Below are 26,352 nucleotides of genomic sequence, written 5' to 3' on the forward strand. Positions count from 1 at the left end.
TTAGCGGCGGTCATTTAAAGATAAGAATTGTGTACCTTGCCTGCCAAAATCAAGTCAGTAGAATGTCTACCCTCGTTCAAAAATGGAGGAGTATTGATCCTTCCAATCGCCTCTTTTACATCTTTCTTTTTTGCTGGACGATTGCCGGTTGTTTGCAGTCCGCTTTTATGGAACTCTCCGGAGAGGAGGCCTACTACTGGATGTTTGCACAGCAGTTGGAGTGGGGGTTTTTGGATCACCCGCCTCTGGTCGCCTTTTTTACCCAACTGGGTTACTTCTGGCTGCCGACCAATTTAGGAGCGCGCCTGTTTATGGTCTTGCTCAGCACAGGAACATTTTATGTGCTTTACCGCACTATAGAACCGAGGAATCCCAGATTGCTCATCACCATGGCCCTGGGGCTGGTCGCTTTTCACGCCGGGAGTTTTTTGATCAAACCGATGTGCCCTTGATCTTTTTTGAGGCCCTGTTTTTGTTGGCCTATAAGGAATACCTAAGGGAAGATGGCTGGAAGCAAATCCTGCTCATGGCTGTGAGTATTGCCGGGATGTTCCTCAGCAAATACCACGGAGCCTTGGTCGTCCTTCTCGTGGTGGCGTCTTACCCGGCGGTGACCAAAAGAAGGTCATTCTGGGCAGTGGTCGGTCTGGTCGTTTTATTGATGTTGCCCCATACCTACTGGCAATATACCCACGATTGGGCCAGTATTCGATTTCACTTGCAGGGCCGTTCCGATATCACCTTTAAGTGGAATAACTTGTTCAATTACCTCTGGAGTCAACCGCTGATTTTGGGGCCACTGGTGAGCTTGGTGCTTATGCCGGCAGCCTTTCTTTATAAAAGCCAGGACCGATTTGAACGGGCCTTACGGTTTGTTTTTATTGGGGTTTTGGTCTTTTTCTTGCTGAGTTCCATTCGTGTATATATTCACAAACACTGGACGAGTATAGCCGTATTGCCTGGTTTGATTCTGGCCTATAACTACCTTATTCCTCGAGAAAAGTGGCAAAAGTACTTGCGTACCCTGACCCTGATCACTTTGGTGCTTTTGGTACCCGCGCGCCTCTATTACGTCTATGATTTTGTGCCGGACAAATGGGATGGAAATCTAGAAGTCTTGCACAACTGGCAAAGTTGGGCTGAGGAATTAGACTCCATCGCAGGGGAGCGAGAAGTGGTTTTTTTAAACTCGTATGAGAACGCCTCCCGTTATACCTACATGACGGGTAAGCCGGCGCATTGTGTGAGCAATTACTTTTTTAACAATACCCACTTTGACTACTGGGATGGGGAAGATCGCCTTCAGGGTAAATCGGTATTCCTGATCAACAACAAACGAAAAAATCAAGAGTTCAAGACCTACAATACTGGCATTAATGTTGAGATCCGCTACCGGGAGATCGACAATTACCGCTCCTATTCAAAGGTGTGGGTGGAGCCTCTTGACGAAATCGAGGACATGCAGGCAGGGGGAAAAAGAAAGCTCCGGGTATTGGTCACCAATAATCACAGCTACGAGGTGAGCGCTAAAAACAATCCCGAATTGCCACCGTATTTGGGTTATTTCTTCCTAAAAGGCCAGGGGCGGGGCTATTCCGATGGGTTATCCGCTGAAGCTCTGGAATTGGCTCCTGGGGAATCGGTAGAAATGGAATTCACAGTGAAGGCTCCTGAAAAACCCGGAAACTATCAACTGCGTTTTGGGGTGCAAACAGCATGGATACCTGCGACCATTAACAGCCGCAGGCATGCTTTAAAGGTTACAGACTAGGCTTAATCGAGAACGAAGCGTTCTTTGAGAACATTGACGGAATTTCCACCGACCATCACCTCAAATTCTCCAGGTTCAACCACCCATTTGTACTGGTGGTCAAAATACCCCAGTTCTCTCCCTGTAAGGGTAAACCGCAGCAGTACAGAGGCACCCGCTTGCAGGTAAACTTTTTCGAATCCTTTGAGTTCTTTGATTGGTCGAACTTGATTCGCGACCAAATCGCGTACGTACAACTGGGCCACTTCTTCTCCAGCTCGTTTACCTTTATTTTCCAGTACGACTTCCACCTGAACCGCTTTAGGGTTCGACGCGTCTACCTTGAGATCAGAATAGGCAAATTCGGAATAACTCAAACCGTAACCGAAAGGAAAAAGAGGGCTCTTTTCGGAATCCATATAATGCGACCAAAAGACGATAGGCTGTGGGTCTGGTCGGCTTCCGTTGTATTGGTTGTAGTAGATCGGTACCTGCCCCAAATTACGTGGAAAGGTCATTGGTAACTTACCCGCTGGGTTGTAGTCTCCAAAGACGACATCCGCTACGGCATTTCCGGCCTGACTCCCCGGCTGCCAGCACTCCAGAATGGCGGGAATGTTTTCGGCTTCCCAAGAGAGGGTTAGAGGACGACCGTTGAATAAAAGCAAGACCATATTGGAATTGGCTTTATGCAGGGCTCTGATCAATTGGGGTTGAATACCGGGCAACCCAATTTCAGCTCGACTGCGGGCTTCCCCACTTTGGAAGCCATGCTCCCCAGCGACCAAGACCACTACATCGGCCTCTTTGGCGGCGGCAACCGCTTCTTCCAAACCGCTCAAATCATCTTCATTGACTTTGACTTCTTGTACAAAGGCGACTTCAGGATCAAAATATTCAGGGCCCTTGATGTACTTCAGATAGGGGTTTTGAGCACTTAAACCTTCCCAAACGGACACCGCGCTGTTATCGTCTGAAGCAATCCTCCAGCTGCCCAACGGGCTGTTTTTATCTTTGGCCATCGCACCGACGACTAAGATGTTCTTTTGCTTCTTTCCGAGTGGTAAAAGCTCGCCTTCATTTTTTAATAAAACCATACTGCGGCGGGCCATATCCCGAACCCCTGCTTGGTGATCTGCGTGGTAAATGCGTTCCTTTTCTCGTTCCAGGTCACAGTAACGGTAAGGATCTTCAAAAAGACCCAATTCAAATTTGACTTTAAGAATTCGCCGCACTGCTTCGTCAATAACGGCTTCATCAACTTTGCCTTCGCGAACAAGGGCCGCCAGGTGGGCCACATAGGTGCCCGATTCCATTTCCATATCAGAACCTGCGATAGAAGCTTTTAAGGCTGCGTCCTTCTCATCGGCAGCAAATCCATGGGCGACCATTTCCTGAGTTGAAGCCCAATCCGAGACGACAAATCCTTGGAAGTTCATTTTTCCTTTCAGCATTTCGCGTTGCAAAAAGGCGTTTCCGGTTACCGGTACGCCATTCAGCAGGTTAAACCCATTCATCACCGACTTGACATCCGCATCAACGGCTGCCTGAAAAGGAGGGAGCACCTGGTTGTAGAGGGTATGGGTGCCGATATCCACGATTCCGTATTCGATTCCGCCTTCTACAAAACCATAGGCGGCAAAATGCTTCGCTGTTGCGGCAATGGTATTGGGGGCGCTGAGGTCACTTCCCTGGAAACCGCGAACACGGGCCGTTGCTATTTTACTCCCCAGATAGGGATCTTCTCCTGCTCCTTCCATAACTCGTCCCCAACGGGCGTCTCTTGAGATATCAACCATAGGGGCAAAGGTCCAATTGAGCCCCACCGCAGAAGCTTCATTGGCGGCGATGGAGGCAGATTGTTCGATCGCTTTTAAATCCCAGCTGGCCGCTTCGGCCAAGGGAATAGGCGAAAGGGTTTTGTAACCGTGAATCACATCAAACCCAAAGAGCAAAGGGATTCCCAAACGGGATTCTTCCACCACTAGTTTTTGAAGCTTGTGGACTTCTTCCACTCCGCGAACACTCAGCATGGCGCCCACCCAGCCTTTGCGAAGGTGTTCGTATTTAACCGCAGCGTTTCCGCCTGTAGGGGCAGGACCGGTGACATCGTAAAAACCATTGTATTGATTCATCTGACCGACCTTTTCTTCCAGGGTCATCAACTGCATCAAAGAATCCACTTGAGCGTCGTAGTTTTTTTGTGCCATAAGCGAAAGGGAGCCCAGTAAACAGGCTACTAGGAGTTTATGCTTGAACATAATTTGAAATTGATTCTGAATAGGGTTAGCGTCGAATTTAACCCAAATCCCTCAGAGAAAAGGAGGGAAAAGCGATATTTGTGGCCTGAAAACGATTTCGTAGTTCATAAATCTTTCAATAAGTCCTTTTGCCCATGAATTCTCGCCAAGAACAACTCGCCGCCTTCGATCGCTTATTAACTATTATGGACGAATTGCGCGAGCAATGCCCCTGGGATAAAAAACAAACCCTGGAGTCTCTGCGTCACCTGACGATAGAAGAGACTTATGAGCTTGGTGACGCCATCTTAGACAACGATTTGGAAGAAATCAGCAAAGAGTTGGGCGATCTGTTGCTCCATATTGTTTTTTACGCTCGAATTGGTCGGGAAAAACAGGCCTTTGATATTGCCGATGTGGCCAACGGGATCTGCGATAAACTGATTCACCGCCACCCCCACATCTATGGCGATGTAGATGTTGATAATGAGGAGGATGTCAAGGCCAATTGGGAAGCGATAAAACTCAAAGAAGGTAAAAGAAGCGTTTTAGAAGGAGTGCCCAGAAGCCTACCAGCTCTTGTCAAAGCCGGGCGCATTCAAGAAAAAGTGGCGGGTGCCGGATTTGATTGGGAAAAACCGGAACAGGTCTACCAGAAGCTCGAAGAAGAAATGGGGGAGTTACAGACCGAAGTCCAGGGCGGAGACCTGAACAAAATAGAAGCCGAATTCGGGGATGTTCTATTCTCGATGGTTAACTATGCTCGGTTTTTAGGGGTTAATCCTGAAAATGCCTTAGAGAGAACCAACAAGAAATTTTCGAGACGCTTTCAATACCTGGAAAAAAGGGCTAAGGCTGCCGGTCAGAATCTTCAGGAAATGAGTCTAGAAGAAATGGACCAGTATTGGGAAGAAGCCAAACAACATGATTAGTATACTGCAGTCTTACACTCGTGACTTTGGAGCGCACCTGCGATTGGCTTATCCCGTCATTCTCGGCATGCTGGGCCATACCTTTGTGGCCTTTGCTGACAACGTGATGGTCGGGCAATTGGGACCGGCAGAACTGGCTGCGGTCTCTTTGGGGAACAGTTTTGTGTTTATTGGGATGTCTTTGGGGATTGGATTTTCCGTTGCCATTACCCCTTTGGTCGCAGAAGCAGATGGAGAAGGAGACAATTCCAAGGCCAAGAATGCACTCAAGCACGGACTGATTTTATGTACCACCTTGGGAGTTTTGCTGTTCGCCATGATTTGGCTGGCCAAACCCTTATTGGCGCATATGGATCAGCCCGAGGAAGTGGTGGAGTTGGCCAAGCCCTATTTGGATCTGGTCGCGATTAGCTTAATTCCTTTGGTCATCTTCCAGGCCTTCAAGCAGTTTTCGGAGGGCATGTCCCAAACCAAATTCCCGATGTACGCCACTTTGTTGGCCAATGTGGTGAATATCCTTTTGAATTATATCCTCATTTTCGGAAAATGGGGAGCGCCAGAAATGGGAGTGGTAGGCGCGGCCATCGGAACCTTGGTCTCTCGAGTTCTGATGCTATTCTTTCTCTGGGGTGTTTTGTATCGGGACCGTCGTCTAAAACCTTTCGTCAGTGGGTTTGCTTTCAATAGGACGAGGAAGGTTTATTTCAAGAAGATCTTGTCTCTCGGATTTCCGACCGCCTTACAGATGTTTTTTGAGGTGGCCATTTTTACGGCGGCCATCTGGTTGAGTGGTGTTCTTGGAAAGAATGCCCAAGCGGCCAATCAGATCGCCCTGAATTTGAGTAGTATGACCTTCATGGTGGGTATGGGACTGAGTGCCGCGGCCATGATTCGTGTCGGGAATCAAAAAGGACTGGGGAATTGGTCTGAGCTCAAACGCCTGGCCCACTCTCTCTTCTTTTTGACTTTTTTAATCGAGGTGATTTTTGCCTTGGGATTTTGGTTGGGGGCTGATTATTTACCGACGATTTATTTGGACGAAAACAACCTTGCCTTGCAAGCAGAAAACACCGAAGTCATACTGCGGGCTTCCCGATTGCTTGTGCTCGCTGCCATCTTCCAAATTTCCGATGGGTTGCAGGTGGTCGTCTTGGGCGCCTTAAGGGGGCTTCAGGATGTACGCATTCCAACCTTGATCACCTTCATCGCCTATTGGTGTATTGGATTCCCTATTTCTTATTACCTCGGGATACAAGGTGGCCTGGAAGGAAGGGGTATTTGGATCGGGCTTTTAGCCGGTCTCACGGCTTCCGCCCTAATGTTGTATCTTCGGTTTCGATATTTAACAAATAAACTCCTGTTGGAGCCTTTGCCTTCTCGTTGAGGCTCCCCCTGAATGCTTTATGGACGTACCCAAGTTTTTGTTGGCTGATAATACGGATTATCCCAATGGCATCTTCATTGTGCATACCGAGTATCCACGTTTCATTATCAACCTCGAAAACGATGAGGTCGAATGGCTGGAAGAGTTTAGCCAAGAAGATCGTTCTGAATTGGAACTCGAAGCCGAGAACCTGATCGATGCCGCTACGGCATTTTACGATCGCGAGGTTCACCGCTACGCCGATTAGTCACTTTTAAATTGCCCCTGTTTTGGAAGGACTCCTCGAACTGGACAAAGAACTCTTTGTATTTCTAAATAATCTGGGTTCCCCAACCTTTGATGGGTTTTGGATGTTCATTACCGGGAAGTGGAATGCCATACCCCTTTACGCTTTTTTACTCTTTTTGACCTATCGCACCCTGGGTTGGAAGCAAACGCTTGTCAGTTTGTTGTTTGTCGGATTATTAATTACGGCGACCGACCAGCTGGCCAATGCATTTAAATACGGTTTTGAACGACTTCGTCCTTGTCATGACCCGGACCTCTTTGAGCGTATTCGGCTGGTGAAACCAAGATGCGGCGGTAAGTTTGGCTACTTCTCGGCCCATGCGTCCAATTCCTTTGCCATGGCCGTTTTCTTTTTCCGCTTACTCTCTTTTAAATGGGGAAAGAGGATGCTGGCCCTTTTGTTTTGGGCTCTACTGGTGGCTTACAGCCGGATTTATATCGGAGTTCACTTTCCTTTGGATGTGGTTACGGGCATCGCTATTGGCAGCGGATTGGGGATCTTGTTTTCCCTTCTTTTCAAAAAAGCAGTTGAACGGTATCTCCCGGATACGTTAATGCCAGGTCAATGATTTCGGATCGTCGGTATTACCTGCTGTTGGGACTCTTGATCTGGGTAATGGTCATGGGACTTCCGGTGACCCTTTTCGAAAACGATTCCAATCAATTTGCCGTAATGGCCCTGCGGATGGTGCAGGAGAACGATTTCCTTCGGCTATTTAAAGGGACTGAAGAGTACCTCGATAAACCGCATTTACACTATTGGTTGGCGGCTGGAAGTTTTTCGTTATTCGGTGTTTCGGAATTCGCCTACCGCTTACCCGCTTTATTGGTGCTCCTCTTAGGAGCTTACAGTTGCTATGGATTGGCCAGCTTACTGTACCGTCGTTCTGCCGGGAAGTTGGCTTCGTTAATTTTTTTAAGCTCACAGACCATTGTATTGTCCGCGATTGACGTTCGAACAGATGCCGTCTTAACAGGCTTCAGCATCTTTGCTATTTGGAAATTGATCGCCTTTATAGAAACCCGAAAGACCAACGCCCTTTTTTGGGGGGCGATAGGCGCAGGACTCGCATTTTCAACCAAGGGACAGATCGCCTTGGTGGTCATCGGAATGACTGTACTCTGTCATTTGGCTTATACCAGGCAGTGGAAAAGACTATTGGATGCAAGACTATTACTGGCTCTTGGAGTATTTGCTTTGACCATCAGCCCCATGCTTTACGCCTACTATCAACAGTTTGATTTACATCCCGAAAAAATCATTCGTGGTAGAGGGGATCGAAGTGGGATCTATTTTATTTTCTGGGAGCAGAGTTTTGAACGCATGAGTGGCGAAGGAATGGGCAAAAACAGCTCCGATTATTTCTTTTTCTTCCACAGCTTTTTATGGGTGATTCTACCCTGGACGGTATTGAGTTTATTGGCCCTTTGGGTAAGGACTTCTCAGGCGATCAAGCTACGACTCAGGAAGGTGCGTGGCCTGGAGTTTGCCACCCTCGGCGCTTTGTTTATTATTTTTCCACTGATCAGTTTTGCTCAATTTAAACTCCCGCATTACCTCAATGTTTTGATGCCTCTGTACGCCGTTCTGACTGCGGGCTATTTGGATACCCTTGACCGTCGTCAAAGCGGGCGCTTGATGAAAATACTGTTGCCTATTCACTACACCATTTTATCGTTGTGCTTTGTAGTCATTTGTCTTTTGGTCTTCTTCGTCTTTCCTCTGGACTCGGCATTTGCCTACTTCCTGTTCTTTATGGGATTGATCTGCATGGTTCTTTATATACTCAAGATTGACCCCCCTTTTCCGCGTCTGATCACCTTGGTTGTATCCACTTCATTACTGATCAATGCGGTACTTAACTTGCATTTTTATCCGCGTCTACTCCATTACCAGGGAGGGTCCGAAATGGCCAAACTAATCAAGGAAAAGCAAATTGACGCCCAAGGGATTTACAAATGGTCCGATGACCACACTTGGGCCTTGGATTTTTACAACCGCCGTCCAACACCTGTTTTTGACCCTAATACAGATCTTGAAGAGGGCCAGGAAATTTGGCTCTATACCAATGAAAAACAGAAAGTAGACCTTTTCAACCAAGGTTGGGAGTGGTCGGAAGAATTGGAGGTGGATCAGTTCCGTATTACCCGTTTGCAAGCTCGTTTTTTAAACCCGCACAGTCGCAAAGAGGTTCTCAGAAAGCATTATTTACTCAAGATGACGGAAGCTCCTCATCAGAAGGAATAGGCATGGGCTTCTTGAAGTGATAATACATCCCGAATAGTGAAATCAGGGCCTGACTCAGGAAGAAAGTCAAGCTGATACTGACTGCTTGCTCTTTGCTGAGTGCCAGCCAAAGATGCCCATAATAAAAGGTCGCTTCCCGGAAACCAAGCCCCCCCGGTGGTGAAATGGGGAGGGCAGATGCGATAGAGGAGGCCAGAAAGACCAGCAAATAAGACAGGTGTTGGGTCTCTATACCAAAGGCGTACAAAATGCATTCGACGGCGAGCAGTTGAAGTCCTTGCACCCCAGCAGAATAGAGGCTGATTGCCAGAAAAAGGGCAACACAAAGGCAAAAAATCGTTTATTGAGGTACCAAAAGACAACCACTGAGGAGGGCATTCCCAACCAGAATAGCCAAGACCACCCCTGCCAGATATCGGCTGGTAAAATAAGGGCGATAATACAGCCGTATAGAAAGAGCAAGAGCATTCCACTCAATCGGTCCAGGAGCAGGGCACTGACGACCTGCTTGGTTTTTACGGGGTAGGTTTTTTGTATGACATACCCTTTGTAGGCGTCTCCTCCGATTCCACCAGGAATGAAGAGGTTGTAGAACATGCCGAGCAAATAGAGCTTGAGGTTTTCGAGCCGTGAAATTGGAGCGCCTATTTGGTGCAGGTATCCCTCAAGTCGAAGAGTAGCTAAGGCTTTGGATGCCCCGACCAGAAAGACAGCCAAAAAGAGAAGTCCCCAATGGGCTTTGGCCAGAATATCGGCGACATCCTCGGGATTAATTTTGGTAAAGACAAAGTAAATCAGGACAAACCCAATAACCAGCTTGAGTGCGGTAAAGAGAAGTTTACGCTGCTTTTTCCCGATCGCCAATGCTCACTTTTTTAATCCGGTAAGGTCGTTTTTGCTGGGATTCGTAATAGGTGCGAATGAGTAACTCCATTACGATACCTATGGTGAAGAGTTGAATTCCTCCCAAAATGAAGAGCATCCCGAAAATCAACAAAGGACGAGTTCCAATATCTTGCCCCCAGCCGAACTTAACGATGAGCAAGAAAATATTGATTCCTACGCCCAGGATGACCAGCAATACCCCGAAGATCCCAAAGAGGTGAATTGGGCGCTGAAAGTACTTGCGAATAAAGAGCAGGAGCATCATATCGGCTACCACCTTAAAAACACGTTCCAGTCCGTACTTGGATACTCCAGAATGTCTAGCGTGGTGCTTCACGGGTACCTGCTTGATCTGGGCTCCTTCCAAATACGCCAAAAGAGTAATAAAACGGTGCATTTCGCCATAAAGGTTAAGGCCTTTAGCGATTTCTTTGCTAAATACCTTCAAGGCACAACCGTTGTCTTTGATGTCGAGTTTGGTGACTTTTCGGACCAGGAAATTGGCGATTTTGGAAGGGATTTTTTTAACCAGAGAATCCTTTCTCTTTTGGCGAATCCCCGTGATCAGATCATAGTCTTCATCAATGGCGTACTCCAGCATTTGAGGGATATCTGACGGATCATTTTGCAAATCTCCGTCCATGGTAATAATGAATTCCCCTTCCGCGTAATCTATACCAGCCGCAAGTGCCAAGCTTTGGCCGTAATTCTTTTTAAGCTCAATGAGGTGCACCTTATCGTCTTGCATCTCTTTGACCACCTTACGGGTTGCATCGGTAGAAAAATCGTCTACATAAATGATTTGGTAGGTATAGCCCTCCAGACTTTCATGGATCTTTTCGGTGAGAAGAACAACGTTGTCTTGTTCGTTGTACAAGGGAACAACAATAGAAAGCAATTCTTGGGTTACAATACTCATCGGCGTCTAAATGAGCGCAAATTTAGTTTTTTTCTACGACTGACCTTCCTTTAAAAAGTCCTCTACCAGGCCCAGGGCTGCTCGGTAAGGAGTTGCCTGTCTTTTCTGAATGGCTTCCAGCTTTTCAGAGAGGGCAGCCTTCATTTTAGGAGAATCTTGGAAGGCCTGCTGCAACTGCTCTTTCAAGGATTGATAAAACCATTCGGCTTCTTGCTCCGATCGCTGTTGATCGAATTTTCCACTGGCCAGACTTTCTTTGATATAGCCTTCGATAAGAGACCAAACTTCCTCAATACCCTGATTGTGGAGACCTGAACTCAACAACACTTGCGGACTCCAGCCGTCTCCCCGCTGCTGCAAATAGTGCAGAGCTCCTTGAAATTCCTTTTGAGCTCTTTGGGCGCGCTGCTTGTTTTCGCCATCGGCTTTATTGATGACTATGCTATCAGCCATTTCCATAATGCCCCGTTTGATGCCTTGTAGCTCATCTCCGGCACCGGCCAATTTCAGGAGGAGGAAAAAATCCACCATGCTGTGCACGAGGATTTCGCTTTGGCCTACCCCCATGGTTTCAACCAAGATTACATCGTAACCTGCTGCTTCACAGAGGATCATGGATTCTCTGGTCTTTCGAGCGACGCCACCGAGCGTTTCGCCAGATGGAGAAGGGCGAATAAAAGCATCCTCATCCCGAGAGAGTTCTTGCATCCGGGTTTTGTCACCCAAAATGGATCCCTGACTCCGCTGGCTGGAGGGGTCTACCGCTAGCACAGCAACGCGATGTCCTTGGGAGATCAATAGTTTTCCGAGGGCTTCGATAAAGGTACTTTTGCCAACACCCGGCACCCCCGTAATACCGATGCGTATGGAGTTCTTTTTTGCGCTCATAGCGGCCGATAAGATCGCTTCGGCGGCCATTTGGTGTTTGGGATGGTTGCTTTCGACAAGGGTGATTGCCCGGCCCAAGGCGGCGCGATTCCCCTGAAGGAAATCCTGTATCAACTCGGGTGTTTGCGGGGAATGACTCATGATTCGAAGGTACGAAATGACCCTGTACTTTGGCCAAAATTTAAGAAGGTAGCCCACTGCTAGCTAAAAGCGATTCCTTAATTTCTAAATCAAATAGCATACTATGTTAAGTAATTCAAATGACCACATGACCAATACCGGCGGGCGATCGGGTTTTGTGGTTTCTGCCGATGGTGAATTAGCCTTGGCGCTAAGCCCTAGTGCCAGTGAAGAAGAAGGTTTACCACAGCGAAGTAGTCCGGAACAATTACTGGCGGCTGCGATCGCCAGCAGCTATGCCCAGGTGCTGATGGATTCAGCGACAGAAAACAGCACGGTTATTTCTTCAGAAATTCGGGTGACCGCTGCCGTAGCCCTTATGGAGGAGGAAGGGGAGGAGATTCTTGAAATCGTCTTGGAGGCCCTGATTCCAGGTTGCTCAACAGAGGAGGGGAGCGCGTTGATGCAAGAGGCCTACGACTACTGCCCCTACTGCCAAGCGGTATATGAAAATGTAACCGTTCATCTGAATCTCCTAGAGGAAGATTAATTTTTTTTGTCACAGGCGTAATTCGCTTACGTCTTTAGACCAAACCACCTGAAAAAAGACATTTTGGCGCCAGACCAATCCCTTTTATTACAGCAGTGCAGGGAACACAACCCCAAGGCACAGATGCAGCTGTATCGGCAATATGCCGAGGGCATGTTTCATGTGGCGATTCGCTATGTGGACCGGCCGGCGGATGCGGAGGATATTGTCCAGGAATCCTTTATCAAGGCATTCGACCGCTTGCATCAGTTTGAAGGGCAGGTCAGTTTTGGTGCCTGGTTAAAGCGCATTGTGGTGAACCGGAGCCTGGACTGGATTCGATCCAGAAGAGAGGTGGTCAATGAGTGGGAAGAAAATGAAGTGATTGATCTGGATCAGACCAACGATTGGGAAGTAGATTCCACCGTGAGCCTGGAACGGGTAGAAGAAGCGATAAAGCGACTCCCCGAAAAATACAGAGAAGTAGTGCTGCTGTATTTGGTTGAAGGGTATGACCACGAAGAAATCAGTGAGATCATTAAGATTTCACCCTCCAATTCCCGAGCCCGATTGGCCCGCGGAAGACAGAAATTAAAAAAGATGCTAGAAAAGAGTCATTATGGGACAGGATCTTAGAGACTTATTTGAAGAAAAGAGAAGGGCGTCCGAAGGGCGGTCCATGCCGAGAGGTCATGAGGAGCGGTTTGCCGAGCGTTTGCAGCGCAATACACAATCCAAAGAAACCTATACAATCAAACCCCTTTGGTGGAAAATTGCTGCAGCCGCCGTGATTATAGCGGGCTTGCTATTTGGTTGGCAACAGAGCCAACGGGGTCCGGTAAAAGACAGCCTTGATCCTGATCAGGAAATCGTGAATCAGGAGCACCAAACAGAAGACCCCTTGGTCAATTACAGTTTGGGCGATGTTTCTCCAGACCTTCAAAAAGTAGAACAGTTTTACGTCAGTCAGATCAATTACCAGCTTTCTCAATTGCCTCTGCATCAGGACCAGGGGGAAGTAGTGGATCAGTACCTCGAACGTCTGGCCGAGCTCGACGCGGATTACAAAGCCCTTAATCAGGAGCTTTACCAGCAAGGGCCTAATGATCAATTGATCGCGGCTCTTATACAGAATTTGCAATTGCGCCTCAAGTTGATTGGGAAGTTGCAGAGTAAATTAAATCAATTAAAATCATCAGAAAATGAACAAGTCTCTACTGTTATTATTTAGTGCTTGTCTCTTGGGCGGGACGACCCTGGCCCAAAAGCAAAAGAAGACCTACAAAGAGGTCTACAAAGTCGAACCGGGTGCGGTTCTCGACATCAACACCGCCCATGCCGATATCGTCTTGGATTCCTGGAACAAGAACCAGATCGAAATCAGTGCCGAAATTGTTTTGGAAGGGGCGACGGAAGAAGAAGCCTTGGAATACTTCAAAGAAAATGGCTTGAAGATTCAGGGAAACAGCAACAAGGTCGAAATCAAGTCCGGAAACCGTTTCTTTTTTGGAGGACCTGATGTTTGGACAGCCGAGGCTACTTCTTTTCCGAATCTGGAATTGGATTTCAATTTTAGCGAACTAGCGCCCATTTTTGAACAATTGGCCATTCCTGAATTGGTGGATTCGATCATGGTCGCTATTCCGGAGATGCCTCCGATGCCTCCTTTAAAAATGAAAACTTTCGACTACGACAAGTACAAGAAAGAAGGCAAGGAGTACCTGCGCAAATGGCAAAGTGAATTCGAAGAGTCTTTGGACGAGGACTACCAGAAGAAGATGGAAGCTTGGGCCAAGAAGTTTGAAGAGCAGGCCAAGAAGGCGGAGATCCGTGCAGAGAAAATGGAAGAGCGCGCAGCGCTTATGGAAGAACGCGCTGCTCGAATTGAAGAGAAAGCAGCCGAAATGGAGAAACGTGCTGCCGAAATAGAAAAGCGGGCAGAAGAGAAGGTCAAGCGCATTTACGAAGTGCGTGGGAATGCCTTTTTCTCCGAAGCACCTTCTTCTAATCGCTTCTTCTTCCGCACCAACGGAGATACCCGGAAGTTCAAGGTCAAGACCCAAATCAAAATCAAAATGCCCAAGTCGGTCAAGTTACAACTAGACGTCAAGCATGGAGAAGTTACTTTGGCCAGTGCTGAAGACATGAAGGCTAACCTGAGTTATGCTCGCCTACTGGCAACTCGGGTGGATGGGAAGAACACACAAATTGAGGCGGCTTACAGCCCAATCCGGGTGGAGGATTGGAATGCTGGCCAACTCAAGGCGAACTATGCGGAGCGGGTTGACCTGCTCCGCGTAGGACAGCTGAATATGGATGCGGTTAGTTCGAATGTATTTATTGAGCGGTTAGAAAGCAGCAGTTTGCTCTCTCAGCAATTGGGTGCTCTTGAAATAAAAACCATCACTGAAAACTGCACCAACTTGGACATCACGACCGAGCACGGAGAAGTGGTCATACAATTGCCCAACTTTCCGATGGAGCTCTATCTGTTTGCTAATGCATCCGAATGCCAATTGCCGAGTAGTGGATTGGATTTGAATGCCAGCCGAAACAAAAAGATCTACCGCGGGGTCTTGGGCATGGGTAAAGCCAAAAACAACCTCAGTATTCAATCCCAGTACAGTTCTGTAGTACTCGCGCAGCAGTAAGCTTAATGCGCCTGGGCCTCTTTTTTCAATAAGTGAGGGAAGTTGGCCTTAAAACGATTCAAGCGGGGAATACTTACAGTCTGAACATAACGTTGATTCGGGTTTCTTTTTTCATAGTCCTGATGGTACTCTTCCGCTATATAAAACTTGGTAAAAGGACTCACCTCGGTTACAATCGGTCGATCGTAGACCTTTTTTTCTCTCAATAAATCGAGGTACTCTAAAATCACTTTTTGTTCTTCCTCATTCTGGTAAAAGGCAATGGATCGGTATTGAGGACCCTGTCCGGGCCTTGACGATTAAGGGTCGTTGGGTCGTGTGAGCCAAAGAAGACCTGTACCAACTGAAAGAAACTCACTTTCGAGGGGTCGTAATAAACCTTTACGGTTTCCGCATGCCCTGTTCTCCCATAAGAGACATCATTGTAGTTGGGATTGACTTCCGTACCTCCAGCATATCCGGACTCCGCTTCTACCACCCCTTCAACACTCTCATAAATCGCTTCAACACACCAAAAACAACCGGAAGCAAAATAGGCTACGGTATATTCCTGAAGATTGACATCGTTTTTTTCAGTCTCCTCCTTCTCAGCAATAAGGGGCTCGTTTTCTTGTGTTTTCTTGCCTGTAGAGTTGCAAGAACTAAATACCAGTACTACACTGCCAAAAAAGGCGATAAGGAAGCTCATTTTCGTTTTCATCATGTCTCTTTTCTTTAATGGTTAGTAAATTTAGGTCGAACCTTACAAAATCTCCATTTTTTATCATTCTTTAGGATTTTTACATGGTAGAACAAGCCGTTTTTAGACCTCTCATTGATGGGGTATCCTCCCGAACTAACTACGTCCCGGTGGACCTTTCAAAATCAAACCCCAACATTTCCGCTGAATTGGTCCAAGACCCGGAGCGTTGCGCGACCTTTTTGGAGGAGTATTGCCAGGAGCGTGCTGCCCTTGTGGCCTATGGAGGCTATATGGAGAACAGGGATCTCTATACGCAAAATGGCCTTTTTCAGAGAGGCGAGACCCGGAGCCTTCATTTGGGGGTAGATTTTTGGTGTGCGGCCGATAACCATATTCTGGCACCATTCTCTGGACGAATTCACAGTTTTGCTAACAACACCGTCTCAGGGGATTATGGCCCAACCTTAATTCTTGAACACCGAACAGAATGGTCAGAAACTCCTTTTGAAGGTTTTAGTCTTTATGGCCATCTGGCAGAAGAGTCCCTTGCCAATTGGATTGTAGGCCAAGAAGTTAAAGCCGGAGAAGTCATCGCTAAGCTGGGGGAGGCCCATGAAAATGGCGGTTATGCGCCCCACTTGCATTTTCAACTAATTCTGGAGATGCAGGATGAAAAGGGAGACTATCCGGGAGTCTGTGCTCCTTCTGATCAGAGGAGATTCGTCGCTAATTGTCCTGACCCCTTACCATTTCTCGGACTTTCTGCTCCGTAATCGGAAAGCTCACTCCACACAGAAGCAGCCTGTTCAAATCATTTGAAGACGTTAGAATTCCTCTTGGCGAGCTTTTAAGCACATTCGAGCTTGGCCCATAAATACGGTAAAGTATTCAGGAAAACGATGTATACAATAGGGCTCATCGGCCTGTTCTTTCTTCTAGGACGGCAAAGCACGGCTATCCGAGCAAAGCATGGATCTGCGCTTTTGGAGGTGCTGAAAGAAAGTAAAACGCCTTCACACAGCCTCCTTTTACTCAAAAATTCACTTATCAAGTCCTAATTACGCCTCAAAATTAGGGGGGCAGCCCCAAAAAAGTGGAGCTAATTGGTCGGTAAACGGACACTCTCATCGGTAAGCGGTATGTCAAGCTGAATACCGTTACCGATGCTTTTTTACACTTCAACTGATTTGGTGTTTTAAATCGAGTAAATCTTGTCGATAAGCGAGTATTAAAGGGCTTCGAGGGACCTGGATCTACTTTAGTCACAAATCAAAGCCCAAGTCATGAAAGCTACTTTAACTCTTATCGCCCTTCTTTTCGCTACGACTTTCGCTGCTGCTTCCATAGCTGTTCAAGCTCCTGAAGTAACTCCTATTATCATTAGTGTTGAGGTTTCTACCGAAGAAGTAAAAGAAGTTATGGCTGATAAGAAAGAAGTTGCTCGCCTTTACAAATTCAAAAACTCTCGCATCAAGAAAGCTTTGTCTTTCAAGACGAAAAAGAACAAGTCAAAATTGGCTTAATAAAACCCAAACCCAAATCTTTCCAAAACCTTAAAAACAATTATTATGGATCTTTTTACTCTATCACAAATCGCTCTAGCTGGAAGTTCACTTTTTGTATTAGCTTCTTTGTTTTTCTCTGTACGTTTATCTCAGGCTATAGCTCGCCAGAAATAGAAAGAAACCAAAGTTAGAGGAGCAGGACCTAGGTCTTGTTCCATCGACCCTATCCATCGGAGGCTGGTGCCTCCTTGCGATATTGGATCAAGAAAGACTCTTGATCTTTTGTCGTTTCTCCCCCTCAGTAGCCCGCATTCACTGATTTTGAGGCGCTTTGTCTTACCTTTGAGATTCTCTAAAATCAGTATTGTGCGATATTTACTTCTAACCCTTCTAGCGCTTTGTAGCGGTGTAGCTCTTTATGGCCAAAAGCCTGCCTTCTCTTACATGGACATTTTTGATTTGCAATATGTCTCCCAACCCCAGATTTCTCCAAGTGGGGAATGGGTGGTCTATCGACGTATGGGCTTCGATGTGATGAAAGACCGCTCTAAAGGTAACCTGTGGCTTATTAAAACCGACGGTGGTCAACACCAGAAACTCACCTCTAGAGAAGTCAACGAAAGCTCTGCAGTATGGTCACCCTCAGGTGATCGCATTGCCTTTAGCAGCTCTACAGACGAGGGCTCCGAAATTTATATCTATTGGGTAAATACCGGCAAAACCGCCCGAATCAGTCAGCTGCCCTTTTCTCCGGGCTCCATTACCTGGTCGCCCGACGGAAGTCAATTGGCATTTGTCATGAATGTACCCAAGTCGGCTCCTGTTATTGCCAAGCTGCCCAAAAAGCCAAAAGGAGCGAAATGGTCCGCAGCGGCACGCATCACTGACCGCCTCAAACACGAGGCAGATGGTCAAGGCTATGTAAAGCCCGGCTTTCGACACATTTTTGTGATCCCTTCCAATGGAGGAGCCCCTCGGCAAGTGTCCAGCGGGGATTGGAATCACGGAGGATCCCTATCCTGGGCTCCTGATGGTCAACATCTTTATTTTTCGGCCAACCGGTTGGAAGACTGGGAATACCGTTTTCGCAATAGTGAAGTGTACTCCTTAAATGTACTGACCAAAGAAATCAAAGCGCTGACTGAACGCGATGGACCGGATTACAGCCCAGTGGTTTCTCCTGACGGAAAAACCATTGCCTACATTGGGTATGAAGACAAGTACGAGGCCTATCAGGTGCGCAAGATTCACTTGATGAACAGTGATGGTAGTAACCAACGCAGCATTTCAGATGCCCTGGATCGCAGTGTTAGCAGCTTGCAGTGGAGTGTCAAGGGAGATGGGCTATACTTCAATTATGACGATAAAGGAAATGGAAAGATCGGTTTCATTACACGATCAGGTAAGGTCACAAAACTAGCTGAAAACCGCGGAGGAACCACCTTGGGAAGACCTTACGGTAGTGGTACCTACTCCGTATCGAAGAACGGGACTTTGGCTTATACGCTTTCAACCCCCGCCTTTCCTGCTGAATTGGCCATAATCAACCCGAAAAAGAAAGGAGTGAGAAAGATTACGGACCTCAATGCAGCCCTGCTTGATTTTCGCACGCTGGGCAAGGTAGAAGAGGTCTGGTACAAGTCGTCTTATGATGGACGCGATTTACAAGGTTGGGTGGTCTACCCGCCAAACTACGATCCGGCAATAAAGTACCCCTTTATGGTCGAAAATCATGGAGGTCCAATTTTGAATTACGGAGACCGCTTCTCCATCGAAATGCAGCTTTATGCTACCGCAGGCTATGTTGTGTTTTATCCCAATGCCCGTGGAAGCACCAGTTATGGAGAAGAGTTCGGAAATACCCTTTACCGCAATTACCCAGGGCAGGATTATGACGATACCATGGATGGAGTGGATCACTGCATTAAGATGGGGATTGCTCACGAAGACCAGCTCTTTGTCACCGGTGGAAGTGCTGGAGGAATTATGACCGCCTGGATGATTGGAAAGAACAACCGCTTTGAAGCCGCTGTCGTTGCTAAACCCGTCATGAACTGGATCAGCAAGACCTTGGTGGCCGATAACTACTACGGTTACGCCAATTCACGCTACGAAGGTCAGCCTTGGGAGAATGTCGAGCACTACTGGAAGTTTTCTCCTATTTCTTTGGTGGGAAACATCGAAACCCCCACTATGGTCATGGTAGGTATGAATGACTTACGAACCCCTCCGAGCGAGGCCAAGCAGCTCTATCACGCTTTAAAATTGCAGAAGAAAGAGACCGTTTTGGTCGAAATTCCCAATGCCAGTCACGGTATTGCCAATCGCCCCAGTAACCTGATCGCCAAAATAGCGCATACGGTGGCCTGGTTCGATAAGTACCTGCCAGAACAGGAGTAAGGTCAAAATGAATAGCCTTTTACGGGACTTGAATGTGCTGGCCCAAAAAGAGCGCATTCATAAACAGACGGTTGGTACCGTACCAAGAACCACGGAAGTTCGGGTTGTCTGCAAACAGGACAACCCTTCCACCGCCCAAGCGGGATACCAGAAGTGAGGCAGAAGGCTTGACAAATTCTTCCATATTCTTCTTGGTTAAGTAGCCATCAATATGGGGTTTTTGCGTGTACTTCGCTACCGTGGAATAGGCATTTTTACTCGGCTTCAGCCAAACTTCGTTGTTTTTGTAAACCGGGATGCTGGATGTGGAATATCCAAACCCTAAGGGGTGGGTCAAGTCCAGATCAGCACGCAGTATAACACCTCCAACTTCTTCTTTGCCTTCAATCTCCGAGGCATCGATATAGGGTAGGCGCTTTAGGTTGGTGGTGTCAGCTTTCTTTCCCTTTGTCTTGGACTCGGTCACTAGTTTTTTATCGATGGCCCAAGAAGAGGCTGTCCCAATTGTGATTAGCGTATTCCCACGGCTCACCCAATCCTTGATCTTTTGCTGATCCCGCTTATCGAGCTTGTAGCGCCCTGAGATCATCACCAGGGTGTTGTAGCGAGAGAGGTCCATGCGCTTGAACTGGGCTAAACGCAATTTGGAAATCGGCATGTGCAATCGCGTGTCTAAAAGGTGCCAAACCTCACCGGCCTCATAAGAGCTTGTCCCTTCTCCGATAAGGAGTGCGGCTTTGGGTTGATCCAGTGTTCTAAAGTGTCGGCTACCCAAATCAATCCCGTTCGGCGTATAACCTGTACTCAGAGAGTATACGGGCACCTTGTACTTTTCCCAGGCTTCTCGAACCCACTGGTAAATTTTTTCTGGGTCAGCCTTTTGGCGAGATACCGGTAGCATCAGTGTCCCTGCTGCAAAATTCTGTTTGCCTCTGTTGGTTTCCGATTGAAAGCCTTTGAAAGCACTGGCTAAAACCAAACCTTTTGATTGTAAGTAATACAAGGCCGCGTTCGCGTTGTAATCCTGGTAATCGAGCAAGTAGGCGTAATTGGCCTTTTCCGGAGCAGGTGCTTCGGGTAATTGAGACAGATCGGTGATTTCTTCCTGCAGATTAAGGGCAGTTTCCGCCTTGTAGGGAATATGATAAAAATTCGCCACAGACCAGGCGGAAGCATCGTAATAGACACTGTCTCTGTATTTGCTGTAGGTCTCAAAGAAAGTTTGCACCATGCGGTATTGAGGCTGTGAAGTTGGAACGACATAGCCATTGCCGCTTTTATAGAATTTGATACGATGGAGGAGGAGTTTGTCAGCAAAAGCCTTAAAACGGTTGCGATCTCCTTCATCATTGATGTAGTATCCGCGGATTTTGGTTTTGGACCAGCCTTTTAAAGCCGATTCAAAAAAGCGTTTTTGGTAATCTTTCAGCAACTGATCGTTTTCTACTGCGGCCTTTACTGTGGTCAAGCCAGAAACATATTGGTTGCGAATAGTGAAAGGGAAGGTGATCTCGCCATATTTGGTTTTTTGAACATGTCCTCTAGAACTGGCTTGTTCGAAAAGAAGACCTAATCCCCCTTGCAAGTCGGGATACGAGGATCCGTAACCCGGATAGGTACCGTCGAACACTTCCCGTGTAAAGTAGAAGGAGCCGATACTGTCCAGCGAACTGGCAAAATACTCTCCAAACAGATTGTTCAGGTCTTCGTAATTCTCTTTGGGCATGATAGGATCCAAGGAACCAATGTCCTTCATGGGTTCAAAGAAGTAGGTGCTTTGGGTGCCCATTTCGTGGAAGTCCGTCACCACATGCGGATACCACTTGTGGTACCAGTTTAATTTTCCACGACTTTCGGGGTGAATACCCAAGAGCCAGTCGCGATTTAAATCAAACCAATAGTGGTTGGTTCTTCCTCGTGGCCAGGCTTCGTTGTGCTCAGCGTCTTGTGGATCGTTCACCAGAGGGGTTGCGCGGTAGCTATTTGCCCATTGTGTGTGCCGGTCTCGCCCGTCTGGGTTGATGGTTGGGTCTAGAAAAATGAGGGCTTTTTCACGGTATTTTTGAATGCTGGTGTGGTTGGAAGCTACCAGTGTATAGGCGGTAAGCAGTGCCGCTTCTGAACTAGACGGTTCATTGCCATGGACATTATAGGCCAAATTGATAATCAAGGGTAAGCTGTCATCTTGGGACTTGAGCTGGGCTCTCTTCCATTGGGATTCTTGAATTTCACCCAATTTTTGAAGGCGGTCAGGACGGCCAATAACAAGAAAAACCAATCGTCGGCCCTCATGCGTACGTCCATAATCGACCAATTGTGCACGGTCCGACACCTTGGCAAGCTCCTCTAAATAGCTAACAATGCGATCATGCCGGGTGTGGTATTCTCCAATGCCATAGCCCAGGAACTGTTCTGGACTAGGGATATCTTGTTCAAAAGGGGTGTAGGCTTTGGTGAAGTAATCTTGGGCGGAGACGGTCACGGATAGGAGTAGACCGACCAATACGGAAAAATAGCGCATAAGTGAATGATTTGCTTAAAGATAAAAAAGACTCTTCGCTTAATCTACACTGGTCACGCCTTCTTTAATTTCGGAGAAGAGCAGGCGGTAGTGGGTGCCGGGGGATTCAGGTAGTTTTTCGATTTCGCCCATCAATTGTCGCGCAAGATTACGGATCAATTTGAGTCCTAAAGATTTAGAGTTCTGTGCCGTAATAGAATCCGAAAAGCCGAGACCATTATCGCTAATTTTCATCTGGTATTCTGTACGACTTAGCTTATTTAGCTGTAATTGAATACAGCCATTTTCTTCTCCGGGAAGACCATATTTAAGCGCATTGGTCACAATTTCGTTGATAATCAACCCCAGGGGAATAATGGTGTCGATATTCAACTTGCAGTCCGGAATATTCAATTGCAATTGAACCTGGTCTTCGTGCTCTTTGGTGGATCGAATCAAAAAAGCACAGAGTTCTTCCAGGTAAGGTTTTAGTTCAATCTTGGAGACGTAATCATCTCTCTTGTAGAGCATCTCGTGCACCATCGCCATGGTAACTACGCGGTGTTGACTGTTCTTAATAATCGCACTGATTTTGGGATCATCAACAGCCCTCGCCTGCAGGCTCAATAAACTGGAAACCGTTTGCAGATTGTTTTTAACCCGGTGATGAACCTCTTTGAGATAGGTTTCTTTTTCTTCCAGGCGATCTTGTAGCTCTTTTGCACGTAACTGATCCTGCAACCCAATTTTGAGCTTGCGGATATTCAAGCCGAGTATGGCGCCAATGCCGAGTAAGGCAAAGCCCAATCCATTCCCTTGATTTCCGTCAAGAAGGATACTTAATCCGATTCCGGTAGAGACTACAATGCCTAAGGCGTTAAACGCCAAAAGCAATCGGGTGTTTCTCAGCAAATCGGGTGCTGCAGAAGGAGTGTCGTTCATCGAAAAGGCCAACCAGGCCATATAGTTCTACATATATAGTGTAAAACTACCGGAATTTTATCGGAAAGTCAATACGCCTTTTTTGGGCAGTATTCCAGACTTTATAACAGGCCTAGTTCTCTTGGGTAAGAACCCATTCTCCCTTGTCTAATAGAGCTTCTGCCTGTTTGAATTTCAAGGTTTTACTCTCACCGGACATGACGTTTTTGATGGTCACTTTCTCGTTGCGTCCAATTTTTGGTTTATCCCGAATAATGGTTTCGGTCACTTGAGGCGCAGGACGTCCTGTCTGTCCTGCTGCACGATTTTGGGCAGCCAACTCATCGCTGTTAGGGATTTCTTCCTTGGTCGTCTCTAACTTCTCTTTGGAACGACGAACTTGTTTAGCCTCCCGAATTTGGGTCCCTTCTTCGGTGGGAAGTTCTCCTTTAAACAAGAAGGCAATCACCTCTCGGTTGACCTTGTCGATCATGGCTTTGAAAAGCTCGAACGCTTCAAACTTGTAGATCAAAAGGGGGTCCTTTTGTTCGTGAACAGCAAGTTGAACCGATTGTTTGAGTTCATCCATCTTACGCAAATGCGTTTTCCAGGCGTCGTCAATAATCGCCAAAGTGATGTTCTTTTCGAAATCAGTAATGAGCTGTTTTCCGTTGCTTTCAAAGGCTTTTTGGAGGTTAGAAACCACATTGAGGGTTTTCACTCCATCCGTAAAAGGAACAACAATACGCTCGTAGTTGTTGGACTGGTCTTGATACACTCGCTCGACTACCGGAAAGGCGTGGGCCGCACTGCGTTCCATTTTTTCTTCGTAGTGCTGGTACACCAACTCATACAATTTCAAGGTGAGTTCCTGCTCGGTCGTTTTTTCGAATTCGGCTTCATCAAAAGGAGAAGTCAAAGAGAAGAATTTGATCAGTTCAAATTCAAAGTTCTTGTAATCACTGGCGAGTTTATTCCCATTGACAATGCTCTCGCAGGTGTCGAAGATCATATTGGCCAAATCCACTTTCAGGCGCTCACCTTCTAGTGCGTGGCGGCGGCGCTTGTAGACGACCTCTCTTTGGGCGTTCATCACGTCGTCATACTCCAGTAAGCGCTTTCGGATACCGAAGTTGTTTTCTTCTACTTTTTTCTGGGCGCGCTCGATGGATTTGGTCATCATGGAGTGTTGAATTACTTCCCCTTCTTCCAGACCCATTCGATCCATCATTTTGGCAACACGCTCCGAACCAAACAAACGCATCAGGTTGTCTTCTAATGAAACGTAGAATTGCGAACTACCGACATCTCCTTGACGACCGGAACGACCACGCAGCTGACGGTCAACTCGTCGGGAGTCGTGACGCTCTGTACCAACAATGGCCAATCCTCCGGCTTGTTTTACCTCGTCGCTAAGCTTAATGTCTGTTCCTCGACCTGCCATATTGGTTGCAATGGTTACTACCCCTGGATTTCCTGCTTCTGCGACAATATCCGCTTCTTTCTTGTGCAATTTGGCGTTCAGTACATTGTGCTCGATTTTACGAACACTGAGGAGTTTAGAAAGCAATTCAGATATTTCTACAGAAGTAGTACCGATCAGAACGGGACGACCAGCTTGCGCCATAGAAGTCACTTCTTCGATAATGGCGTTGTATTTTTCTCTTTTGGTTTTGTAGATCAAATCCTGGCGGTCATCACGAGCGATGGGACGGTTGGTCGGAATTTCCATCACATCGAGTTTGTAGATTTCCCAGAATTCGCCAGCCTCCGTAACCGCAGTACCCGTCATCCCCGCAAGTTTATTGTACATGCGGAAGTAATTCTGCAGGGTAATGGTCGCAAAAGTCTGGGTAAGGGCCTCGATCTTAACGTTTTCTTTGGCTTCAATCGCTTGGTGCAAACCATCAGAGTAACGACGTCCGTCCATGATACGACCTGTTTGCTCGTCCACGATCATCACTTTGTTCTCGATCACTACATACTCCACATCCTTTTCGAAGAGGGTATAGGCCTTGAGCAATTGGGTTAAGGTGTGAATCCGCTCACTCTTCACCGAGAATTCCTTGAACAGTTCGTCTTTGAGTTCCGCTTCTTTTTCGATTTCTAGACCCTGTTGCTCAATCTGCGCAATCTCACTCCCTATATCCGGTAGGACAAAGAATTCGGTGTCTTCGCTGCCCGAGATGTGGTTGATCCCCTTGTCGGTCAACTCGATTTGGTTGGTCTTCTCTTCGATGGTAAACAGGAGTTCCGCGTCGACCTTAGGCATTTCGCGGTTGTTGTCCTGCATATAGAAGTTCTCGGTCTTTTGAAGAAGTTGCTTAATTCCTTCTTCACTCAGGAACTTGATAAGCGCTTTGTTTTTCGGTAAGCCGCGGTGTACACGAAGTAAAAGGAATCCCCCTTCTTTGGTGTCCCCCTCCGCGATTTTCTTTTTGGCTTCCGCCAAGACTCCCGTCAGGTAAGTTCGTTGACGTTGAACGATATCGGCCACCTTAGGCTTCAGTTCATTGAATTCATGACGGTCTCCTTCCGGAACAGGTCCAGAAATAATAAGCGGCGTTCGGGCGTCATCGACCAAGACCGAATCCACCTCATCCACGATAGAGTAGTGGTGTGGTCGTTGTACCAGATCTTCCGGCGTATGTGCCATATTGTCACGCAGGTAGTCAAAACCAAACTCGTTGTTGGTTCCGTAGGTGATATCTGCGTGGTAGGCCGCGCGGCGAGCCGGCGAATTGGGTTGGTGACGATCGATACAATCTACCGTCATACCGTGAAATTCAAAAAGGGGCGCCATCCAAGTACTATCTCGTTTGGCGAGGTAATCGTTTACGGTGACCAGGTGGGCTCCCTTACCCGCTAGTGCATTCAAATACAAAGGCAAGGTTGCCACAAGCGTCTTTCCTTCACCCGTCTGCATTTCCGCGATTTTTCCTTGGTGCAGAGCGATCCCTCCGATGAGCTGAACATCGTAGTGAATCATGTCCCAGGTCACTTCTTTTCCGGCCGCATCCCAGGAATTGTTCCAGATCGCACGGTCCCCGTCCAGATTTACATAGTCCTTCTCTCCAGAGAACTTCCTGTCGTAATCCAGAGCAGTCACCTCCAGGGTTTTGTTATGGGTAAAGCGTTTCGCAGTCTCTTTTACAACAGCGAAGGCTTCCGGTAGAAGGTCGTTTAGGGTTTTTTCGGAAATCTTGTAGCGTTCCTCCTCGAGCTTATCGATCTCGGTATAGATCTCCTCTTTGCGATCGATATCGCTAGATTCCGAGGCCTCTTTAAGCAAGGCATCTATTTTGGCTTGGACCTCTTTTCCGTCTTCAGCAATACGGGCCTTAAATTCTTTTGTTTTCCCTCTGAGCTCGTCCAGCGAAAGGGATTCGAGTTTCTCCTCCTGAAGTCGGATTTCTTTGACCAGGGGTTGAAGGGCACTGACATCTTTTTTGGATTTGTCTCCGACAAAGACTTTCAGTACAGAATTGATAAAACTCATGGATCTATTTT

22 protein-coding genes and 1 pseudogene are annotated in these 26,352 nt (G+C 47.2%); 14 read left to right on the top strand and 9 right to left on the bottom strand.

Annotated elements, in window-relative coordinates:
- Positions 1-62: 62 nt before the first annotated feature.
- Complete coding sequence (locus tag BST99_RS14265; protein WP_181044127.1) at positions 63-452, top strand: hypothetical protein; 390 nt, start codon at positions 63-65, stop codon at positions 450-452.
- Entirely contained in the window at positions 443-1,771 is a 1,329-nt protein-coding gene (locus BST99_RS01825) for a glycosyltransferase family 39 protein (RefSeq protein ID WP_181044128.1), read from the top strand. The genes BST99_RS14265 and BST99_RS01825 overlap by 10 nt, the downstream gene beginning before the upstream one ends.
- Positions 1,772-1,773: 2 nt before the next feature.
- Here BST99_RS01825 and bglX read toward each other — a convergent pair whose 3' ends face one another.
- Entirely contained in the window at positions 1,774-3,960 is a 2,187-nt protein-coding gene (gene bglX / locus BST99_RS01830) for a beta-glucosidase BglX (protein WP_245916154.1), read from the bottom strand.
- 185 nt (positions 3,961-4,145) lie between these two features.
- Between bglX and mazG the strand changes: the two genes are divergently transcribed.
- From mazG to BST99_RS01855, 5 genes are read left to right on the top strand one after another with little or no spacing between them, the layout of a single operon-like run.
- Positions 4,146-4,922 carry a nucleoside triphosphate pyrophosphohydrolase gene (gene mazG, locus BST99_RS01835; protein ID WP_105000283.1) on the top strand — a complete coding sequence of 259 codons (777 nt, stop codon included), beginning with the start codon at positions 4,146-4,148 and terminating at the stop codon, positions 4,920-4,922.
- Complete coding sequence (locus BST99_RS01840) at positions 4,915-6,306, top strand: MATE family efflux transporter (RefSeq protein WP_105000284.1); 1,392 nt, start codon at positions 4,915-4,917, stop codon at positions 6,304-6,306. The genes mazG and BST99_RS01840 overlap by 8 nt, the downstream gene beginning before the upstream one ends.
- A gap of 19 nt (positions 6,307-6,325) precedes the next feature.
- Positions 6,326-6,553, top strand: a complete 228-nt coding sequence (locus BST99_RS01845) for a hypothetical protein (protein ID WP_105000285.1) — start codon at positions 6,326-6,328, stop codon at positions 6,551-6,553.
- Between the two features lie 22 nt (positions 6,554-6,575).
- Positions 6,576-7,163 (top strand): phosphatase PAP2 family protein, encoded by a 588-nt coding sequence (locus BST99_RS01850; protein ID WP_245916155.1) that lies wholly within the window; start codon positions 6,576-6,578, stop codon positions 7,161-7,163.
- The gene (locus BST99_RS01855) at positions 7,160-8,842 is read left to right on the top strand and encodes an ArnT family glycosyltransferase (protein WP_105000286.1); all 1,683 of its coding nucleotides are present in this window, start codon (positions 7,160-7,162) and stop codon (positions 8,840-8,842) included. Before BST99_RS01850 ends, BST99_RS01855 begins: the two co-directional genes overlap by 4 nt.
- Here BST99_RS01855 and BST99_RS14760 read toward each other — a convergent pair.
- The 4 genes from BST99_RS14760 to meaB are packed head-to-tail and all read right to left on the bottom strand — an operon-like array spanning position 8,808 to position 11,675.
- The gene (locus tag BST99_RS14760; RefSeq protein WP_262494641.1) at positions 8,808-9,125 is read right to left on the bottom strand and encodes a flippase-like domain-containing protein; all 318 of its coding nucleotides are present in this window, start codon (positions 9,123-9,125) and stop codon (positions 8,808-8,810) included. The two genes, BST99_RS01855 and BST99_RS14760, sit on opposite strands and share 35 nt — an antisense overlap.
- Positions 9,071-9,706, bottom strand: a complete 636-nt coding sequence (locus tag BST99_RS01860; RefSeq protein ID WP_262494642.1) for a lysylphosphatidylglycerol synthase transmembrane domain-containing protein — start codon at positions 9,704-9,706, stop codon at positions 9,071-9,073. Before BST99_RS01860 ends, BST99_RS14760 begins: the two co-directional genes overlap by 55 nt.
- Positions 9,681-10,646, bottom strand: a complete 966-nt coding sequence (locus BST99_RS01865) for a glycosyltransferase family 2 protein (RefSeq protein WP_105000287.1) — start codon at positions 10,644-10,646, stop codon at positions 9,681-9,683. Before BST99_RS01865 ends, BST99_RS01860 begins: the two co-directional genes overlap by 26 nt.
- Before the next feature lie 33 nt (positions 10,647-10,679).
- Complete coding sequence (gene meaB / locus BST99_RS01870; protein ID WP_105000288.1) at positions 10,680-11,675, bottom strand: methylmalonyl Co-A mutase-associated GTPase MeaB; 996 nt, start codon at positions 11,673-11,675, stop codon at positions 10,680-10,682.
- Between the two features lie 103 nt (positions 11,676-11,778).
- On the opposite strand from meaB, the gene BST99_RS01875 reads away from it, so the two are divergent.
- From BST99_RS01875 to BST99_RS01890, 4 genes are all read left to right on the top strand, one after another.
- Entirely contained in the window at positions 11,779-12,204 is a 426-nt protein-coding gene (locus tag BST99_RS01875) for an OsmC family protein (RefSeq protein WP_105000289.1), read from the top strand.
- Positions 12,205-12,267: 63 nt separating this feature from the next.
- Positions 12,268-12,819, top strand: coding sequence for an RNA polymerase sigma factor (locus BST99_RS01880; RefSeq protein ID WP_245916156.1), 552 nt, complete (start codon positions 12,268-12,270; stop codon positions 12,817-12,819).
- On the top strand, positions 12,803-13,414 hold the full coding sequence (locus BST99_RS01885) for a hypothetical protein (RefSeq protein WP_146106175.1): 612 nt from the start codon (positions 12,803-12,805) through the stop codon (positions 13,412-13,414). Before BST99_RS01880 ends, BST99_RS01885 begins: the two co-directional genes overlap by 17 nt.
- The gene (locus BST99_RS01890; protein WP_146106176.1) at positions 13,386-14,834 is read left to right on the top strand and encodes a DUF4097 family beta strand repeat-containing protein; all 1,449 of its coding nucleotides are present in this window, start codon (positions 13,386-13,388) and stop codon (positions 14,832-14,834) included. The genes BST99_RS01885 and BST99_RS01890 overlap by 29 nt, the downstream gene beginning before the upstream one ends.
- A 2-nt stretch (positions 14,835-14,836) precedes the next feature.
- Here BST99_RS01890 and msrA read toward each other — a convergent pair.
- A pseudogene (msrA, locus tag BST99_RS01895) lies at positions 14,837-15,537 on the bottom strand (peptide-methionine (S)-S-oxide reductase MsrA).
- A gap of 80 nt (positions 15,538-15,617) precedes the next feature.
- Between msrA and BST99_RS01900 the strand changes: the two are divergent.
- The 3 genes from BST99_RS01900 (at position 15,618) to BST99_RS01910 (ending at position 19,421) form a co-directional block, all read left to right on the top strand.
- Positions 15,618-16,289, top strand: a complete 672-nt coding sequence (locus BST99_RS01900; RefSeq protein ID WP_105000292.1) for a peptidoglycan DD-metalloendopeptidase family protein — start codon at positions 15,618-15,620, stop codon at positions 16,287-16,289.
- 510 nt (positions 16,290-16,799) lie between these two features.
- On the top strand, positions 16,800-17,039 hold the full coding sequence (locus tag BST99_RS01905) for a hypothetical protein (protein WP_105000293.1): 240 nt from the start codon (positions 16,800-16,802) through the stop codon (positions 17,037-17,039).
- A 348-nt stretch (positions 17,040-17,387) separates the two neighbouring features.
- Positions 17,388-19,421, top strand: a complete 2,034-nt coding sequence (locus BST99_RS01910; protein ID WP_245916157.1) for a S9 family peptidase — start codon at positions 17,388-17,390, stop codon at positions 19,419-19,421.
- A gap of 19 nt (positions 19,422-19,440) precedes the next feature.
- Here BST99_RS01910 and BST99_RS01915 read toward each other — a convergent pair whose 3' ends face one another.
- The 3 genes from BST99_RS01915 to secA all read right to left on the bottom strand — a co-directional run bounded on the left by BST99_RS01915 (position 19,441) and on the right by secA (position 26,341).
- Entirely contained in the window at positions 19,441-21,942 is a 2,502-nt protein-coding gene (locus BST99_RS01915) for a M14 family metallopeptidase (protein WP_105000295.1), read from the bottom strand.
- A gap of 39 nt (positions 21,943-21,981) precedes the next feature.
- Complete coding sequence (locus BST99_RS01920) at positions 21,982-22,884, bottom strand: sensor histidine kinase (RefSeq protein WP_105000296.1); 903 nt, start codon at positions 22,882-22,884, stop codon at positions 21,982-21,984.
- A 91-nt stretch (positions 22,885-22,975) separates the two neighbouring features.
- Positions 22,976-26,341, bottom strand: a complete 3,366-nt coding sequence (gene secA, locus BST99_RS01925) for a preprotein translocase subunit SecA (RefSeq protein WP_105000297.1) — start codon at positions 26,339-26,341, stop codon at positions 22,976-22,978.
- Between the last annotated feature and the right edge of the window lie 11 nt (positions 26,342-26,352).

The sequence above is a fragment of the Aureicoccus marinus genome, from assembly GCF_002954325.1.
GTDB classification, from domain to species: Bacteria; Bacteroidota; Bacteroidia; order Flavobacteriales; family Flavobacteriaceae; genus Aureicoccus; species Aureicoccus marinus.